Origin of the sequence: Pseudomonas sp. AF03-9 (genome assembly GCF_020515815.1) — a bacterium.
In the GTDB taxonomy this organism is placed as follows: Bacteria; Pseudomonadota; Gammaproteobacteria; order Pseudomonadales; family Pseudomonadaceae; genus Aquipseudomonas.
Map to the genome: position 1 here is coordinate 130,618 of NZ_JAHPJF010000005.1, position 17,288 is coordinate 147,905.

Annotated in this window: 11 protein-coding genes; 8 read left to right on the top strand and 3 right to left on the bottom strand. The window is 62.5% G+C overall.

Translation table 11 applies throughout. The features are described 5' to 3' along the window. Window positions 1-47 precede the first annotated feature (47 nt). Together aceF and aceE are read right to left on the bottom strand one after the other, a co-directional pair. Entirely contained in the window at window positions 48-1,688 is a 1,641-nt protein-coding gene (gene aceF / locus LIY36_RS09965; RefSeq protein WP_226455572.1) for a dihydrolipoyllysine-residue acetyltransferase, read from the bottom strand. A gap of 11 nt (window positions 1,689-1,699) precedes the next feature. Beyond that, window positions 1,700-4,345 (bottom strand): pyruvate dehydrogenase (acetyl-transferring), homodimeric type, encoded by a 2,646-nt coding sequence (gene aceE / locus LIY36_RS09970; RefSeq protein ID WP_226455573.1) that lies wholly within the window; start codon window positions 4,343-4,345, stop codon window positions 1,700-1,702. A gap of 383 nt (window positions 4,346-4,728) precedes the next feature. Between aceE and glnE the strand changes: the two genes are divergently transcribed. The 8 genes from glnE to LIY36_RS10010 are packed head-to-tail and all read left to right on the top strand — an operon-like array spanning window position 4,729 to window position 14,669. Next, window positions 4,729-7,668, top strand: coding sequence for a bifunctional [glutamate--ammonia ligase]-adenylyl-L-tyrosine phosphorylase/[glutamate--ammonia-ligase] adenylyltransferase (glnE, locus tag LIY36_RS09975; RefSeq protein WP_226455574.1), 2,940 nt, complete (start codon window positions 4,729-4,731; stop codon window positions 7,666-7,668). 54 nt (window positions 7,669-7,722) lie between these two features. Next, window positions 7,723-8,757, top strand: coding sequence for a lipopolysaccharide heptosyltransferase II (gene waaF, locus LIY36_RS09980; protein WP_226455575.1), 1,035 nt, complete (start codon window positions 7,723-7,725; stop codon window positions 8,755-8,757). 1 nt (window position 8,758) lies between these two features. Next, window positions 8,759-9,820 (top strand): lipopolysaccharide heptosyltransferase I, encoded by a 1,062-nt coding sequence (gene waaC, locus LIY36_RS09985; protein ID WP_192298293.1) that lies wholly within the window; start codon window positions 8,759-8,761, stop codon window positions 9,818-9,820. Next, window positions 9,820-10,944, top strand: a complete 1,125-nt coding sequence (locus LIY36_RS09990) for a glycosyltransferase family 4 protein (RefSeq protein ID WP_226455576.1) — start codon at window positions 9,820-9,822, stop codon at window positions 10,942-10,944. Before waaC ends, LIY36_RS09990 begins: the two co-directional genes overlap by 1 nt. Beyond that, window positions 10,941-11,747, top strand: a complete 807-nt coding sequence (rfaP, locus tag LIY36_RS09995; RefSeq protein ID WP_226455577.1) for a lipopolysaccharide core heptose(I) kinase RfaP — start codon at window positions 10,941-10,943, stop codon at window positions 11,745-11,747. The genes LIY36_RS09990 and rfaP overlap by 4 nt, the downstream gene beginning before the upstream one ends. Further along, window positions 11,747-12,481: a lipopolysaccharide kinase InaA family protein gene (locus LIY36_RS10000; protein WP_192298290.1), complete on the top strand. Its 735-nt coding sequence runs from the start codon at window positions 11,747-11,749 to the stop codon at window positions 12,479-12,481. Before rfaP ends, LIY36_RS10000 begins: the two co-directional genes overlap by 1 nt. Continuing rightward, window positions 12,478-13,230 (top strand): lipopolysaccharide kinase InaA family protein, encoded by a 753-nt coding sequence (locus LIY36_RS10005; RefSeq protein ID WP_226455578.1) that lies wholly within the window; start codon window positions 12,478-12,480, stop codon window positions 13,228-13,230. Before LIY36_RS10000 ends, LIY36_RS10005 begins: the two co-directional genes overlap by 4 nt. Continuing rightward, on the top strand, window positions 13,230-14,669 hold the full coding sequence (locus LIY36_RS10010; RefSeq protein ID WP_226455579.1) for a lipopolysaccharide kinase InaA family protein: 1,440 nt from the start codon (window positions 13,230-13,232) through the stop codon (window positions 14,667-14,669). The genes LIY36_RS10005 and LIY36_RS10010 overlap by 1 nt, the downstream gene beginning before the upstream one ends. Before the next feature lie 313 nt (window positions 14,670-14,982). Here the strand turns inward: LIY36_RS10010 and LIY36_RS10015 are convergent, their stop codons facing one another. After that, window positions 14,983-17,070 carry a TonB-dependent receptor family protein gene (locus LIY36_RS10015; protein WP_442962211.1) on the bottom strand — a complete coding sequence of 696 codons (2,088 nt, stop codon included), beginning with the start codon at window positions 17,068-17,070 and terminating at the stop codon, window positions 14,983-14,985. Window positions 17,071-17,288 lie beyond the last annotated feature (218 nt).

A 17,288-nucleotide genomic window follows, 5' to 3' on the forward strand; every position in this document is an offset into this window, starting at 1 on the left:
AATCGATGCAACCAGGCCTCCCCGGTGAAAGGGAGGCCTGTGGAGATTTACAGCAGGATGGTGCGGATGTCGCCGAGCAGTTGCCCCAGGCGCTGCGTGAAGCGTGCAGCAGCGGCGCCGTTGATCACACGGTGATCGTAGGACAACGACAGCGGCAGCATCAGCTTCGGCTGGAACGCTTTGCCGTCCCACACAGGCTGGATAGTGGCCTTGGACACACCCAGGATCGCCACTTCCGGCGCGTTGACGATTGGCGTGAAGCCAGTGCCGCCAATGTGACCGAGGCTGGAGATGGTGAAGCACGCGCCCTGCATGTCGTCCGGAGTGAGCTTCTTGTCGCGGGCCTTGGCGGCCAGCGCAGCCGCTTCGGCAGCGAGTTGCAGCAGGCTCTTCTGGTCGACGTTCTTGATGACCGGTACCAGCAGGCCATCCGGGGTGTCGACGGCAAAGCCGATGTGCACGTACTTCTTGCGGATGATCGCCTTGCCGCTTGGTGCCAGCGAGGCGTTGAAGTCCGGCAGCTCCTTGAGCAGGTGCGCGCAGGCCTTGAGCAGCAGTGGCAGCACGGTCAGTTTCACGCCAGCCTTCTCGGCCACGGCTTTCTGCGCAACGCGGAAAGCTTCCAGGTCGGTGATGTCGGCCTGGTCGAACTGGGTCACGTGCGGGATGTTCAGGTAGCTGGCGTGCAGGCCGGCCGCGCCGATTTGCATCAGGCGGGTCATCGGCACTTCTTCGATTTCGCCGAAGCGGCTGAAGTCCACGGTGCGGATCGGCGGAATGCCCGAACCGCCAGTAGCGCCGCCGGCAGCCGGAGCTTCCTTGGCTTTCTGCATCATGGCCTTGACGTAAGCCTGCACGTCTTCCTTCAGCACACGGCCGTGAGGGCCGGTAGCCGCGACGGCGCTCAGCTCGACGCCGAACTCACGGGCCAGCTGACGAACGGCAGGGCCGGCGTGAACCTTGGCACCGCTTGGCGCAGGTGCGGCAGCCACAGGGGCCGGAGCGGCCTCGGCTTTTGCAGCAGGTGCAGGCGCGGCAGCAGCCGGAGCCGCTTCAGCCTTGGCCGCTGGAGCAGCCGGGGCAGGGGCAGCAGCAGGCGCAGCGCCTTGTACTTTGAGCTTGAGGATGAAGTCGCCAGTGCCGACTTCGTCTTCCAGCTTGACCGCGATGCTTTCCACCACACCGGCAGCCGGCGAGGGGATTTCCATGGAGGCCTTGTCGGACTCCAGGGTGATCAGCGACTGGTCGGCTTCGACGGTATCGCCGACCTTGACCAGCAGCTCGATGATCTTGGCCTTGCCCGACGAACCGATGTCCGGCACGTGGATGTCCTGGACCGAAGCGGCGGCCGGAGCAGCAGCCGGGGCCGCAGGGGCCTCGGCTGGCTTCTCGGCAGGCGCCGGTGCAGCAGCGGCAGCCGGAGCAGCCGCTGGAGCAGGGGCCGCATCAGCGGCACCTTCGATTTCCAGTTCCAGCAGTTCGTCGCCTTCTTTCAGGCGGTCGCCCAGCTTCACTTTCAGGCTCTTGACCACGCCGGCCTTGGGAGCAGGGATTTCCATGCTCGCCTTGTCCGATTCCAGGGTCAGGATGCTCTGGTCGGCTTCGACGGTGTCGCCGACCTTCACAAACAGCTCGATTACTTCACCTTCACCGCTGCCGATGTCAGGTACGCGAATGAGTTCGCTCACAAAAAGTCTCCTCAGCAGTCCAGTGGGTTGCGTTTGTCCGGGTTGATACCGAACTTGACGATAGCGTCTGCTACCACCTTGGGTTCGATCTCACCGCGGTCAGCCAAGGCTTCCAGGGCTGCCAACACCACGAAGTGACGGTCGACTTCGAAGAAGTGACGCAGCTTCTTGCGGCTGTCACTGCGGCCGAAACCGTCGGTGCCCAGGACTTTGAATTCCTTGGACGGGACCCACTGGCGAATTTGTTCAGCGAACAGCTTCATGTAGTCGGTAGAGGCAATGACTGGACCCTTGCGGCCGGCCAGGCACTCTTCGACGTAGCTCTTCGCAGGTTTCTGACCAGGTTTGAGGCGGTTGCTGCGCTCTACGGCCAGGCCGTCGCGACGCAGTTCGTTGAAGCTGGTAACGCTCCACACGTCAGCGCCGACATTGAACTCTTCACGCAGGATCTTCGCCGCCTCACGCACTTCGCGCAGGATGGTGCCGGAGCCCATCAGCTGTACGTGGTGCGCTGCTTCCTTGGTGTCTTCTTCGAGCAGGTACATGCCCTTGATGATGCCTTCCTCGACACCGGCCGGCATGGCTGGCTGCTGGTAGGATTCGTTCATCACGGTGATGTAGTAGAAAACGTCCTGCTGCTCTTCGGTCATCTTCTTCATGCCGTCCTGGATGATCACCGCCAGCTCGTAGCCGTAGGTTGGATCAAAGGTGCGGCAGTTCGGGATGGTGGCAGCCAGGATGTGGCTGTGACCGTCTTCGTGTTGCAGGCCTTCGCCGTTCAGCGTGGTCCGGCCGGCGGTACCGCCGATCAGGAAGCCACGGGTACGGCTGTCGCCGGCTGCCCAAGCCAGGTCGCCAATACGCTGGAAACCGAACATCGAGTAGAAGATGTAGAACGGCAGCATTGGCTGGTTGTGGCTGGAGTACGAAGTACCGGCAGCGATGAAGGAGCTCATGGCGCCCGCTTCGTTGATGCCTTCTTCGAGGATCTGGCCCTTCTTGTCTTCCTTGTAGAACATCACCTGGTCTTTATCGACTGGCTCGTAGAGCTGGCCGACGGAGGAGTAGATGCCCAACTGACGGAACATGCCTTCCATACCGAAGGTACGGGCTTCGTCCGGGATGATCGGGACGATGCGCGGGCCGATTTCCTTGTCCTTGACCAGCTGCGCCAGGATACGCACGAAGGCCATGGTGGTGGAGATTTCACGGTCGCCCGAACCGTCAAGGATTGCCTTGAGGGTGCTGAGGTCCGGTGTCGGTACGCTGAAACTCTGGGCACGGCGCTGTGGCACGAAACCGCCCAGTGCAGTACGACGCTCGCTGAGGTAGCGGGCTTCGGCGCTGTTTGGCTCTGGCTTGAAGAACGGCAGGTTTTCCAGCTCTTCGTCCTTGACCGGGATGTCGAAGCGGTCACGGAACAACTTCAGGCTGTCGACGTCGACTTTCTTGGTGTTGTGCGCGGTGTTCTTCGCTTCGCCGGCACCGGTGCCATAACCCTTGATGGTCTTGGCCAGGATGACGGTCGGTTGTTCCTTGTGGTTCACCGCTTCGTGGTACGCCGCGTAGACCTTGTACGGGTCGTGGCCGCCACGGTTGAGTTTCCAGATCTCGTCGTCGGACAGGTCTGCAACCATCGCCTTCAGTTCAGGCGTGTTGAAGAAGTGTTCACGTACGAACGCGCCGTCTTTGGCTTTGTAGTTCTGGTACTCGCCGTCGATGACTTCGTCCATGCGACGTTGCAGGATGCCGTCGACGTCTTTGGCCAGCAGTGGGTCCCAGAAACGGCCCCAGATGACTTTGGTCACGTTCCACTGAGCACCGCGGAACACGCCTTCGAGTTCCTGGATGATCTTGCCGTTGCCGCGAACCGGGCCGTCGAGGCGCTGCAGGTTGCAGTTGATGACGAAGATCAGGTTGTCGAGCTTCTCGCGGCCAGCCAGGGAGATGGCGCCCAGGGATTCCGGCTCGTCACACTCGCCGTCGCCCAGGAAGCACCAGACTTTCTGCTTGCCTTCAGGGATGAAGCCACGGGCTTCCAGGTACTTCATGAAACGTGCCTGGTAGATCGCCTGGATCGGACCCAGACCCATGGAAACGGTCGGGAACTGCCAGAAATCAGGCATCAGCCAAGGGTGCGGGTAGGACGACAGGCCCTGACCGTCCACTTCCTGGCGGAAGTTGTTCATTTGTTCTTCGCTGATGCGACCTTCCATGAACGCGCGGGCATAGACGCCTGGCGAGGTGTGGCCCTGGAAGTAGATCAGGTCGCCGCCGTGTTCGTCGGTCGGGGCCTGGAAGAAGTAGTTGAAGCCGATGTCATACAGGGTTGCGCTGGAAGCGAAGCTGGAAATGTGACCGCCCAGGTCCGAATCTTTCAGATTCGTGCGCATTACCATCGCCATGGCGTTCCAACGTACCAGCGAGCGAATGCGGCGTTCCATGAACAGGTCGCCAGGCATGCGTGCTTCGTGGGTAACGGGGATGGTATTGCGGTATGGCGTGGTGATGGCGTAAGGCAATTGCGAACCGCTGCGGGTTGCGAGTTCGCCCATACGGGTCATCAGGTAGTGAGCACGGTCTTCGCCTTCTTTGTCGAGAACCGATTCCAGGGCGTCCAGCCATTCCTGGGTTTCGACGGGATCGAGGTCTTGCATGGCTTGCTCCAGGGCGGAAAGGCTACCAGAATCGGTTGCCTGAAGTTTGCGACTGGCCTTGTGGGCAGACGACATAAATTCTTGGATGGCCGAAGGTTGCTTCGGCGTCCTGTAGTTTTACTACAAATCGTCGGCCATTTCAGCCTTTCGAATGTATATACGAGTAGTAAAACTACACAAGACAGAGCGGATTGCTCGGTCTGGCTGGTGAGCATAATCGTTAATGTTGATCTTTTGCAGACAAGAAAAGGTAGAAGTTTAATGTTGCCTGCCAAAAAATATGAATTTTCAGCTATTTATAACCTTTGTTCGACAGTTCGTCGCCGCGTGGGGTTCTTGTCGGCACCGCAATCAGTCAATTACGCGCCGATCAAGGATAGACCATGAGCCTTCCAACGCTGGCCAACCTGCCGGCCATCCTCCTGCCTTACGCCAGCCGGGCCGAGCAGTCATTTCGTGACGCAGTGGCCGCGCTGGGCGACGATCATGGCCTTTCTGCGTGGTCGCTGCAACGCTGGGCCGATTTTGCCCGTGTGTGCGCCGCCAGTGATTTCGTGATTGAACAGAGCGTTCGTGACCCTTTGATGTTGCTGGAGCTGGTGGCCTGGGGCGAGCTGGACCGCGGTTTCGCCCCCGGCGAGCTGTGTGGGCAGATTGCTGGCGCTGTGCAACAGGCTGAAACAGAAGATGAGCTGGGCCGCGTCCTGCGCCGCCAGCGTACCCGTCATCAAGTGCGCATTATCTGGCGCGACCTGACCCGCCAGGCGGACCTGGTACAAACCTGTCGCGACCTCTCCGACATGGCCGACGCCAGCATCGACCAGGCGTACCAATGGTTGTACCAGCGCCACAGCGCACAATTCGGTACCCCCACCGGCCGGCGCAGCGGTGAGCCGCAGCACATGGTCATCCTCGGCATGGGCAAGCTCGGTGCGGTGGAGCTGAACCTGTCATCGGACATCGACCTGATCTTCGCGTACCCCGAAGGCGGAGAAACGGTGGGTGTGAAGCGGGCGCTGGATAATCAGGAGTTCTTTATTCGCCTTGGTCAAAAACTGATCAAGGCCCTCGATCCGATGACCGTCGACGGTTTTGTGTTCCGCGTCGACATGCGCCTGCGTCCTTATGGCTCGTCGGGCTCGCTGGTGCTCAGCTTCAACGCGCTGGAGCAGTATTACCAGGACCAGGGGCGCGACTGGGAGCGCTACGCCATGATCAAGGCGCGGGTAGTCGCGGGCGACCAGGTGGCCGGTGCGCAGTTGCTCGACATGCTGCGACCGTTCGTCTATCGCCGTTACCTGGACTTCTCCGCCATCGAAGCGCTGCGCACCATGAAGCAGTTGATCCAGCAGGAAGTGCGGCGCAAGGGCATGGCCGACAATATCAAGCTGGGCGCGGGCGGCATCCGCGAGGTGGAGTTCATCGCCCAGGCCTTTCAGCTGATCCACGGCGGCCGCGACCTCAGCCTGCAACAACGGCCGCTGCTCAAGGTCCTTGGCACCCTTGAAGGCCAGGGCTACCTGCCGCCGGCGGTGATCGCCGAGTTGCGCGATGGCTACGAATTCCTGCGTTACACCGAACACGCGATCCAGGCGATTGCCGACCGCCAGACGCAAATGCTCCCGGACACCGAGGAAGATCAGGCGCGTATTGCCTTCATTCTGGGCTTTGATGATTGGGCGGCCTTCCATGAGCGCTTGATGTATTGGCGCGGTCGAGTGGACTGGCACTTCCGTCAGGTGATCGCCGACCCGGATGAAGAAGAGGGCGAAGAAAGCGAGTTGGTCGTGGGCGGCGAGTGGTTGCCGCTGTGGGAAGAGTCCCAGGATGAAGAGGCCGCTTGCCGTCAGTTGGCCGAAGGCGGTTTCAGTGACGCGCCCAAGGCCCTCAAGGCCTTGGCCGGCCTGCGCAGCAGCCCGCAATTGCGGGCGATGCAGCGCCTCGGTCGCGAGCGCCTGGATGCGTTTATCCCGCGCCTGCTGGCCCAGGCCGTCGAGCATGCCAACCCGGACCTGGTGCTGGAACGCGTATTGCCGCTGGTGGAAGCCGTGGCCCGTCGTTCCGCCTACCTGGTGCTGCTCACGGAAAACCCCGACGCCCTGCGCCGCCTGCTGACCCTGTGCGCCGCCAGCCCGTGGATCGCCGAGCAGATCACGCGCTTCCCGTTGCTGCTCGACGAATTGCTCAACGAAGGCCGTCTGTTCAAGCCGCCGTTGGCCCCTGAGTTGGCGGCCGAACTGCGCGAGCGCCTCACGCGCATCCCCGAGGACGACCTCGAGCAACAAATGGAAGCCCTGCGCCACTTCAAACTGGCCCACCGCCTGCGCGTTGCGGCCTCGGAAATCGCCGGCAGCCTGCCGTTGATGAAGGTCAGCGACTACCTGACCTGGCTCGCCGAGGCCATCCTCGAACAAGTACTGGCCCTGGCCTGGCGCCAGACCGTGGCGCGCCACGGCTCGCCGCAGCGGGTGGACGGCACCCTGTGCGATCCTGGGTTCATCATTGTCGGTTATGGGAAAGTCGGCGGCATCGAACTGGGGCATGGTTCGGATCTGGACCTGGTGTTTATCCACGACGGTGACCCCCAGGCCGAAACCGATGGCGCCAAGCCGATTGACGGTGCGCAGTTCTTCACGCGCCTGGGCCAGCGCATCATTCACTTGCTGACCACCCAGACCACCTCCGGCCAGTTGTACGAAGTCGATATGCGCCTGCGTCCGTCCGGCGCCTCCGGGCTGCTGGTCAGTTCGTTGGGCGCGTTCGAGCGCTATCAGGAAAACGAAGCCTGGACCTGGGAACATCAGGCTCTGATTCGCGCGCGGGTGCTGGTGGGTAGCCAGGATGTCGGCCATGCGTTCGAGCAGGTACGGGCCAAGGTGCTGGGGCGTGAGCGCGACCTGGCGACGCTGCGCCAGGAGGTCAGCGAGATGCGCGCCAAGATGCGTGACAACCTGGGCACCAAGGGCACGGCGGCCGGTACCGGCGCCAATGCCTTCGACGCCACGGTGGCGTTCGACCTCAAGCAGGACGCCGGAGGTATCGTCGATATTGAATTTATGGTGCAATACGCGGCTTTAGCGTGGTCTGCGCAACATCCATCGTTGCTGCGCTACACCGACAATATCCGCATTCTGGAAGGTCTGGAGCAGGTGGGGTTGATGCCCGCCGCCGATGCCCATCTGCTGCGCGAGGTGTATAAGGCCTACCGTTCCGCCGCGCACCGCCAGGCGTTGCAAAACGAGGCGGGGACGGTGACCGGCGAGCAGTTTGCCGACGAACGGCGCCAGGTAATGCGAATCTGGCAGGAGCTGGGCTTGAGCTGAAACACTATTAGGGCGGGGAGGCATAAGCCTCCCCGCATCGTTTGTGGGAACTACATGAATATTTTGATCGTTGGGCCCAGTTGGGTCGGTGACATGGTGATGGCGCAGACACTGTTCCAGTGCCTGAAACAACGTCATCCCGACTGCCAGATCGACGTGCTCGCCCCCGAGTGGAGCCGACCGATCCTTGAACGCATGCCCGAAGTCCGCCAGGCCTTGAGCTTCCCGCTCGGTCACGGGGCCCTGGAGCTTGCGACCCGTCGTCGCATCGGCAAATCCCTGGCCGGCGCGTACGACCAGGCGATCCTGCTGCCCAACTCGCTGAAGTCCGCGTTGGTGCCGTTTTTTGCCGGTATTCCCAAGCGCACCGGCTGGCGCGGCGAGTTCCGCTATGTGTTGCTCAACGACGTGCGCACGCTCGACAAGGCACGCTACCCGCTGATGATCGAACGCTTCATGGCCCTGGCCTACGAACCGGGTGCCGAGCTGCCCAAGCCGTATCCGCGCCCCAGCTTGCAGATCGACCCGGTGAGCCGCGATGCGGCCCTGGCCAAGTTCGGCCTGAGCCTGGACCGTCCGGTGTTGGCGCTGTGCCCGGGGGCTGAGTTTGGCGAGTCCAAGCGCTGGCCGTCGGAGCATTACGCCAAGGTCGCCGAGATGAAAATCCGCGAAGGCTGGCAGGTGTGGCTGTTTGGTTCGAAGAAGGACCATCCGGTCGGCGAGGATATTCGCCAGCGCCTGATCCCTGGCCTGCGTGAAGAAGCGGTCAACCTGAGTGGCGACACGTCCCTCGCCGAGGCTATCGACCTGCTGTCCTGCGCCGATTCGGTGGTGTCCAACGACTCCGGCCTGATGCACGTCGCCGCCGCGCTGAACCGCCCTCTGGTGGCGGTGTACGGCTCCACGTCCCCTGGCTTCACCCCGCCGCTGGCCGACAAGGTCGAAGTGGTGCGCCTGGGCCTGGAGTGCAGCCCGTGTTTTGATCGCACTTGCCGCTTCGGCCACTACAACTGCATGCGCCAGTTGCTGCCGCAGCCGGTGAACGAAGCCTTGCAGCGGTTGCAGGACTCTGCGGTCGAGGTCCGATAGTTTGCGCGTACTGGTAATCAAGACCTCATCCCTGGGCGACGTGATCCATGCGCTGCCGGCACTCACCGACGCCGCGCGGGCGATTCCCGGCATCCGGTTCGACTGGGTCGTGGAAGAAGGCTTCGCCGAGATTCCGACCTGGCACCCGGCCGTCGACAAGGTGATCCCGGTGGCGATCCGCCGCTGGCGCAAGAACCTCTGGCAGACCATCAAGAGCGGCGAGTGGCGGCGCTTCAAGCAGCAAGTCCAGTCGACCAGATACGACTTGGTGATCGACGCCCAAGGCCTGTTCAAAAGTGCCTGGCTGACCCGCTACGTGCGTGCGCCGATTGCCGGTTTCGACAAAAACTCCGCCCGTGAGCCCATCGCCGCACGCTTCTACTCGCGCCGCCTGGCCGTCGCCCGTGGGCAGCACGCGGTGGAGCGCTTGCGCCAGCTGTTTGCCGTGGCCCTCGGTTATGACCTGCCCAAAGGCTTGGGCGACTATGGTCTGAGCGTCGACAAGCTGCTCGGTTTGCCGCCGAAAAAGCCTTTCGTCCTGCTGCTGCACGGCACCACCTGGGACACCAAGCACTGGCCCGAAGCCTACTGGCGCGAACTCGCCGAGCGCATGGGCCGCCTGGGTGTGGACGTGAAGTTGCCGTGGGGCAACGCCGCCGAAAAAGCCCGCGCCGAGCGCCTGGCCCAAGGCCTGCCAAACGCCGAAGTGCTGCCCAGGCTGAACCTGGCCGGCATCGCCCGCGTATTGGCCGGCGCCCGCGCCTGTGTGGCGGTGGACACCGGCCTCGGCCACCTGGCCGCCGCGCTGGATGTGCCGACCATCTCCCTGTTCGGCCCGACCAACCCCGGCCTCACCGGCGCCTACGGCAAGGGCCAGATTCACCTGGGCAGCGACTTCCCGTGCGCGCCGTGCCTGCAAAAACAATGTACCTATCAACCGACGGCCGACGACCAGCGTCGGTTCGACCTCAAGCGCGAGTCGCCCCTGTGTTTCACGCGCCTGAACCCTGAGCGTGTGGCCAGCCGACTGAGCACGTTGTTATTGGCTGAGGAGCTGCACTGATGCAACTGGCTTTCGTTTTGTACAAATACTTCCCCTTCGGCGGCTTGCAGCGCGACTTCATGCGCATCGCCCTGGAGTGCCAGCAGCGCGGCCACCAGATCCGTGTCTACACACTGATCTGGGAAGGCGACATCCCGCCCGGCTTCGAAGTGCTGGTGGCGCCGGTCAAGGCGTTCTTCAACCATCGACGCAACGAGAAACTCAGTGCCTGGATGGCTGCCGACCTGGCCAAGCGCCCGGTGGACCGCCTGATCGGCTTCAACAAAATGCCCGGCCTTGACGTGTACTACGCCGCCGACGGCTGCTTTGAAGATAAGGCGCAGAACCTGCGGCACTCGCTGTACCGCTACTTTGGCCGCTACAAGCACTTCGCCGAGTACGAGCGCGCGGTGTTTGCCAAGGACGCCAAGACCCAGGTTCTGATGATCTCCGAAGTGCAGCAGCCGCTGTTCATCAAGTATTACGACACCCCGCTGGAACGCTTCCACCTGCTGCCGCCAGGCATTGCCCAGGACCGTCGCGCACCGCCGAATGCCGCCGAAATCCGCGAAGGTTTCCGCAAGGAATTCAACCTCGCTGATGACGACCTGCTGCTGGTGCAGATCGGCTCGGGCTTCAAGACCAAGGGCGTCGACCGCAGCCTCAAGGCCGTGGCCGCGCTGCCAGCGGAGCTGAAAAAACGCACGCGCCTGTTTGTAATCGGCCAGGACGACCCCAAGGTATTCCAGCTGCAAAGCGCGACGCTGGGCCTGGGGGATAACGTGCAGTTCCTCAAGGGCCGCAGCGACATCCCGCGTTTCCTGCTGGGCGCCGACCTGTTGATCCACCCGGCGTACAACGAAAACACCGGCACCGTATTGCTCGAAGCCCTGGTCGCCGGGCTGCCGGTGCTGGTCTCGGCGGTATGTGGTTATGCCCATTACATCGCCGAAGCCGATTGCGGCCTTGTGCTGGATGAGCCATTCGAACAAGCCCAGCTCAACCGCTACCTGACGCAAATGCTCAGCGACACTGCACAGCGCGCGGCCTGGGGCCGCAATGGGTTGGCCTTCGCCGAGACGGCCGACCTCTACAGCATGCCGCAGCACGCTGCGGATGTGATTCTGGCGGAGCCGAAACGATGAAGTTGATTCTTGCCGAACCGTTCAAGACGTTGTGGGCCGGGCGTGACGCCTTTGCCGAAGTCGAGAAACTGCAAGGCGAAGTATTCCGCGAACTGGCGGCGCGGCGCACATTGCGCACCGTGGCTGAGGGCCGTCCTTATTTCGTGAAGATCCACCGTGGCATCGGCTGGGGCGAGATCTTCAAGAACCTGATCACCGCCAAGCTGCCGGTGCTCGGCGCGGGCCTTGAGTGGGCGGCCATTCACCGCCTGCAGGATCTCGGCGTGCCGACCATGACCGGCGTGGCGTTCGGCGAGAAGGGCAACAATCCAGCGGATCAGCACTCGTTCATCATCACCGAAGAACTGGCGCCGACCCTCAGCCTCGAAGACCTGACCCTCGACTGGGGCGCGCAACCGCCGGCACCGGCGTTGCGCCATGCGCTCACCTTTGAGCTGGCGCGCATGGTCGGCGATATGCACCGTGGCGGCGTGAACCATCGCGACTGCTACCTGTGCCACTTCCTGCTCGACACCTCGCAACCGATCGACGCCAACAACATCAAGCTGTCGGTGATCGACCTGCACCGTGCCCAATTGCGCGCGCATTTGCCGCTGCGCTGGCGCGACAAGGACCTGTCCGCGTTGTACTACTCGGCGCTGGACATCGGTCTGACCCGACGCGACAAGTTGCGCTTCCTCAAGGGCTATTTCCGCCAGCCGCTGCGCCAGGTCCTCGCCGAGCAATCGGCGTCGCTGAACCTGATGCAACGCAAGGCCGACAAGCTCTACGCACGCAAACAACGCTACGGAGATGCGATCTGATGGCGGGTTGGAACCTGGAGCCGGCCTACGCCAGCCTGGCGCATGATTTTGGCAGCCTTGAAGCGGTCTTCGCCCTGCAAGGCGAGCAACTGACCCACGACCCGCTGTCGGAAGTGATCCGCGTGGAGCGTGGTGGGGTCAATTACTACGTCAAGCGCTACACCGGCGCCGGCAAGGGCCTGCGCCGCTACCTCGGCAAGCCGCGGGTCAAGTCCGAATGGCAGAACCTCAAGCGTTTCGCCAAATGGGGCATTCCCACCGCCGATGTGGTCGCCTGGGGCCTGGAACGCAACGGCCTGGCCTATGACCGTGGCGCGATGATCACCCGCGAATTGCCGCGCACCGAAGATTTGTCGGTGCTGGCCGAGCGCGACGATGCACGCCTGCACGATCCGAAGTGGGTCGATGCGGTGAGCCGTCAGCTCGCCGAATACACGCGCACCATGCACGATCACCGCTTCACCCATAACGACTTGAAGTGGCGCAACCTGCTGATCGACGACCAGTCGACCCTGTACCTGATCGATTGCCCCAACGGCGACTTCTGGCGCGGGTTCTGGCTCAAGTACCGCATCACCAAGGACCTGGCGTGCCTGGACAAGGTCGCCAAGTATCACTTGTCGGCCACCCAGCGCCTGCGTTTCTACATGCAGTACCGCCAGCGCCGGCACCTGAGTGCATCGGACAAGCAGCGGATTCGCCACGTGGTGAAGTTTTTTGAGGGGCGCGAATGACTGACTTCCTGGCGGCTGAAGACCGTGCGCTGCTGGAGCGCCATGGTCTCGCCACGTTTGATGCGTTGTGGGCCAAGCAACTCGATGCGGTGGACGAGCCGAACACCAGCCGTGGTGGCTGGAGCAGCGTGTTTCGCCTGGAACTCGACGGCCACGGCTACTACCTCAAGCGCCAGAGCAACTACCTGACGCGCAGCATGCACCGGCCGTTTGGCGAGCCGAGTTTCTCCCGCGAATTCCGCAATATCAGCCGTTACCGCAAGCTCGGTATCCCGGCATTGCAGGCGGCGTTCTACGGCGAGCGCAAGGTCGCCGGTGAGCATCGTGCAATGCTGCTGACCCGCGCCCTCGACGGCTGGAATGACCTGGATTCACTGCTCGACGAGTGGCCGCAACTGAGCGACGCCCAGCACGTCGCCATCCTGCGGGCCTGCGGTCAATTGGCGCGGCATCTGCACAGCGTCGGCCAGGTGCACGGCTGTTTTTACCCCAAGCATATTTTTTTGCAGGCCACCGGCGACGGCTACGCTGCGCAGCTGATCGACCTGGAGAAGACCCGCCCGCTGCTGTTCGGCTGGCGTGATCGGGTCAAGGATCTGGAGCCGTTGCTGCGTCGCGCGCCGCAATGGTCGGATGCCCACGTGCGCCAACTGTTGGCGGCGTACCTCGATCAGCCTGAGGACAGCGCGCTGGTCGCCACTTGGTATCAGCGCCTGAATGCCCGTCGTAGCCACAAGGAAAACCGTTGATGCGTTTGTCCGAGCTGAAAACCGCCGGCCGTACCCCCGACTTGCCGCTGACCCTTGAGCTGGCCGACGCGGCGGGCCCCGGCCAACTGCAACTGCTGAGCCTGTTGCGCGTGTTGCCGGGCGAGCGCTATGTGGGCGCGGCGGTTTGGCGCGGGCGTCCGGTACTGGCCAAGTTGCTGGTGGGCAGCAAGGCGGCGCGGCATTTTCAGCGCGAACTCAACGGCGTGCGCCTGCTCGCCGCACAAGGCCTGACCACGCCGGCGTTGCTCGCCGACGGTTTGCAGGAAGGTGAGGGCGGCTGGCTGCTCTTTGAGTTCATCGACGGCGCCGAAAGCCTGGCCGATGCCTGGCAGGCCGTCGAAGACCTGCCACCGTTGGCCGACGAACAAACCGCCGTCCTCGCCGAAGCCCTGGGCGCGATTGCGCAAATGCACGTCAAGGGCCTGTGGCAGGAAGATCTGCACCTGGACAACCTGCTGCGCCAGGACGGCAAACTGTATTTGATCGATGGCGCCGGGATTCGCGTGCAAGAGGCGGGCAAGCCGCTGTCGCGTGACCGCGTGCTGGAAAACCTCGGGGTATTTTTCGCCCAGTTGCCGAAAAACCTCGAGCCGTTCACCGAAGAGTTGTTGGTGTATTACCTGCTGAGCAACGGTGAGCACGCCTTGCCGCTGCAAGCCCTGGAAAAACAGGTGCGCAAGGTCAGTGCCTGGCGCCTGAAGGATTTCCTCAACAAGGTCGGCCGCGAGTGCACCCTGTTCAGCGTGCTGCGTGGGCCGTTTGCCTTGCGCGCGATCCGTCGCGAAGAAGAGGCCGCGATGCTGCCGGTGCTGGACCAGGCCGACGCGTTGCTCGACAGGGGTCACCTCTTCAAGACCGGAGGCGCGGCCACCGTGGCCAAGGTCGACGTGGCGGGCCGCCCGCTGGTGATCAAGCGCTACAACATCAAGGGTTTCGTCCATTGGCTCAAGCGCTTCTGGCGCCCGAGTCGCGCGTGGCACTCCTGGCGCGAAGGCAATCGCCTGGCGTTCCTCGGCATTGCCACACCCAAACCGCTGGCGGTGCTGGAGAAGCGCTTTTTCTGGCTGCGCAGCCGCGCTTACCTGATCACCGAGCACCTGTCGGGCCCGGACATCATCGAGCGTTTTGCGCCCTATGTTGAACGCGGTGACGCCCCGGAAAGTGAGTTGCTGGCCCTGGATCATTTATTCGCCGAACTGATCCGCGAGCGCATCAGTCATGGTGATTTCAAGGGGCACAACCTGTTCTGGGATAAGGGGCGCTGGTCGCTGATCGACCTCGATGCAATGCGCCAACACAGCAGCAATGCCAGCTTCGCCCCGGCCTACGCCAAGGACCGCGCGCGGTTTATGCGCAACTGGGCGCCGGACAGTGCGTTGTACAAACTCATCGACCAGCGCTTGCCAGTGCAGGTCTGACCGCGCTCAAAAGGTGGAAGCAGATCAATGTGGGCGCGGGCTTGCCCGCGAAGGCGGCGTGTCAGCTTGCACATCAGCGCCTGATACACCGCTATCGCAGGCAAGCCAGCTCCCACACAAGCCAGACCTGCGTCCTGCCGCAAGTTCTTGATACCCAGCCGAACGGCGACGGCCCAGCAACACCAATCAACTGTGGGAGCGGGCTTGCCCGCGAAGGCGGCGTGTCAGTTTGCACATCAGTGCCTGATGCACCGCTATCGCAGGCAAGCCAGCTCCCACACAAGCCAGCTTCAACAGTTGATTTTTGGCGGTTTTAGAATTGGTATTCGGCGCCGGCACCGGCGTACCACGAGCGGCCGGGGGCGGCTTCGTAGTAGCGGTTGTTGCTGTCGCCGACGATCACCGAGCCGACGTATTGGCGGTCCAGCAGGTTGTCCAGGCGCAGGGTCTGGTGGAAGGTCCAGTGTTCGACCTTCTGCTCGAAGCGCGCACGCCAGTTGAACACGCTGTAGGCCGGCGCGGCGCGTTGGTTGTTGGTGTCTTCGACGTAGACCTTGCTGCGGTACAGGCCTTCGATGGCGGTGCTGACCCAGTCGCGGGGCTTCCAGTTGAGTTCGGCGAACAGGGTGGTTTGGGGCACGCCGGGGAGGTAGTTGCCCTTTTCAATAGCCTTTGCGTTGTTGGTGAAGTCACTGTCGTAGGTGGCTTGCAAGCGGGTGTAGGCGAGGTTGGTGCTCCACTGTTCGCTGAGCTGGCTTTCAATGCCCAGCTCGAAGCCGCGGCGCAGGGTGCGGCCGGCGTTTTGGTAGCTGGTGCGGCCTTGGAGGGATTGGCTGATCACCAGCTCATCTTCTGTGGTGATTTGGAACACAGCAGCGTTGATCCGGGTGTCGTTCAGCTGTGCCTTCAGGCCCATTTCATATTGAGTACTTTCAGACGGTTTTAGGCCGAAGTTGAAGCCTTCGACATTCCCCGGTGCGTAGGCCAATTCAGCCTGGGTAGGCGTTTCAAAGCCTTTACCGGCACTGACGTAGCCGTGCAACTGCGGCGTGAAGGCGTACATCACGCTCATCGACGGGGTGTTTTTCTGATAGGTCTTGTTGCCGCTGGCGTCACCGTTGCTCAGGTGTTGATCGTCAACGTCAAGTTCCATGGTGCTATGGCGTATGCCAGCTTGCAGGGTCCAGTTGCCCAGAGCCCAATTGGCTTGAATGTAAGGGTCAAGGCTGCGGGCGGTGTCGATTTCATCACGACGTAGCTCGCCTTTCACACCAAGGTTGGTGCCGCTGTAGTTTTGATAGCCATGGCGACTGTCTTCGCTCTGGTCAAAGTCCAGGCCGGTGATGATCATCAGTTCGCCCGGTGCGCTCTCAATGGGTTGCATCCAGCGCACGCTGCCGCCGTAGAACTTGCGGTCGAATTGCACCACGCCGCCGCCGCGCTCGTTGGACGGCGTGCCCTTGGGAATCGACAAGTACTGAATCACACTCCGCCGCCCCGTATACGCATTCACTTGCAGCGTCGCCTCGCCGAAATACCGCTCGTAATTCATCCCCAACTGCTGATGATCGATGCTTTTGCGTGTGTTGTACGTCAACGCCCCGGTGGCTACCGAGCGCGGATCATCCTTGTACGCTTCCCACGTCTGTCCCAGCGGGTCCTGCGTGCCGTTCTGCTCCAAACTGCTGTAGATGAGCGCCAACTTGCTGTCGTCATCCGGCTGGAAATTGAGCTTGGCGAACGTCTGGTCGCGCCGTGCGCTGCTGTGGTCGCGGTAGCCGTCGGTGTCCATGCGCGAGGCGTCCAGTACGAAGCCTGCCCCGTTGGCGGCACCTTCGGCGCTCAGGTGGTTTTTGCTCAGGCCGTCGCTGCCCACCAGGGTTTCGGCGCCGATGCGCGGCGGGCCTTCGCCGTTGCGGGAGAACATCTGGATCACGCCACCTGCGTTGCTGCCGTACAGGGTGGCCGCGGGGCCGCGCAGCACTTCGATGCGCTCGGCGGTGTCGAGGTTGAACGTAGCGGCCTGGCCCTGGCCGTCCGGGGTGCTGGCGGGGATGCCGTCGGCGATCAGCTTGAGGCCGCGGACTCCGAACGCCGAGCGGGCGCCGAAGCCACGGGAGGAAATCTGCAGGTCCTGGGCATAGTTCTGGCGGTTCTGCACCACCAGGCCGGGTACGCGGGAGAGGGCTTCGGAAGCGTTGATGCCGAGCTGGCCGTCACTGATCTGCTCGCGGCTGATGGCGTCCACCGAATACGGCAGGTCAAACGTCGGGCTGGCGCTGCGTGAGCCGGTGACGACGCTGGGGTCGAGGACCAGTGGCAAATCGTCGCCCATCGCGAGGCCGCAAAAACCGAGCAAGCCGGCAATAAGAGGGAGGTGAGCAGGACCAGCAATTTTCATCAGATAACCAGGCAAAGTGCGGCAAACGCGGGATTCTAGCGATTCTTTCACTGTTTAACGAATCCTCTGGCTGCGCCTTTGGCTCCGTCTGACCTGACTCTAGACGCAATCCTACAGACTGCCCCCATCAGCTTGGCGCTTGCCGCTAACAGCTCCCCACTGGTTTTAAGCTATAATCCCGCCCTTTAGCTGTTTCCTGCCCAGGCGGGAAGCACACT

Coding starts and splice junctions, on each gene's coding strand:
- aceE (WP_226455573.1), bottom strand. CDS start 4,345: ATGCAAGACCTCGATCCCGTCGAAACCCAGGAATGGCTGGACGCCCTG.
- glnE (WP_226455574.1), top strand. CDS start 4,729: ATGAGCCTTCCAACGCTGGCCAACCTGCCGGCCATCCTCCTGCCTTAC.
- waaF (WP_226455575.1), top strand. CDS start 7,723: ATGAATATTTTGATCGTTGGGCCCAGTTGGGTCGGTGACATGGTGATG.
- LIY36_RS09990 (WP_226455576.1), top strand. CDS start 9,820: ATGCAACTGGCTTTCGTTTTGTACAAATACTTCCCCTTCGGCGGCTTG.
- rfaP (WP_226455577.1), top strand. CDS start 10,941: ATGAAGTTGATTCTTGCCGAACCGTTCAAGACGTTGTGGGCCGGGCGT.
- LIY36_RS10000 (WP_192298290.1), top strand. CDS start 11,747: ATGGCGGGTTGGAACCTGGAGCCGGCCTACGCCAGCCTGGCGCATGAT.
- LIY36_RS10005 (WP_226455578.1), top strand. CDS start 12,478: ATGACTGACTTCCTGGCGGCTGAAGACCGTGCGCTGCTGGAGCGCCAT.
- LIY36_RS10010 (WP_226455579.1), top strand. CDS start 13,230: ATGCGTTTGTCCGAGCTGAAAACCGCCGGCCGTACCCCCGACTTGCCG.
- LIY36_RS10015 (WP_442962211.1), bottom strand. CDS start 17,070: ATGAAAATTGCTGGTCCTGCTCACCTCCCTCTTATTGCCGGCTTGCTC.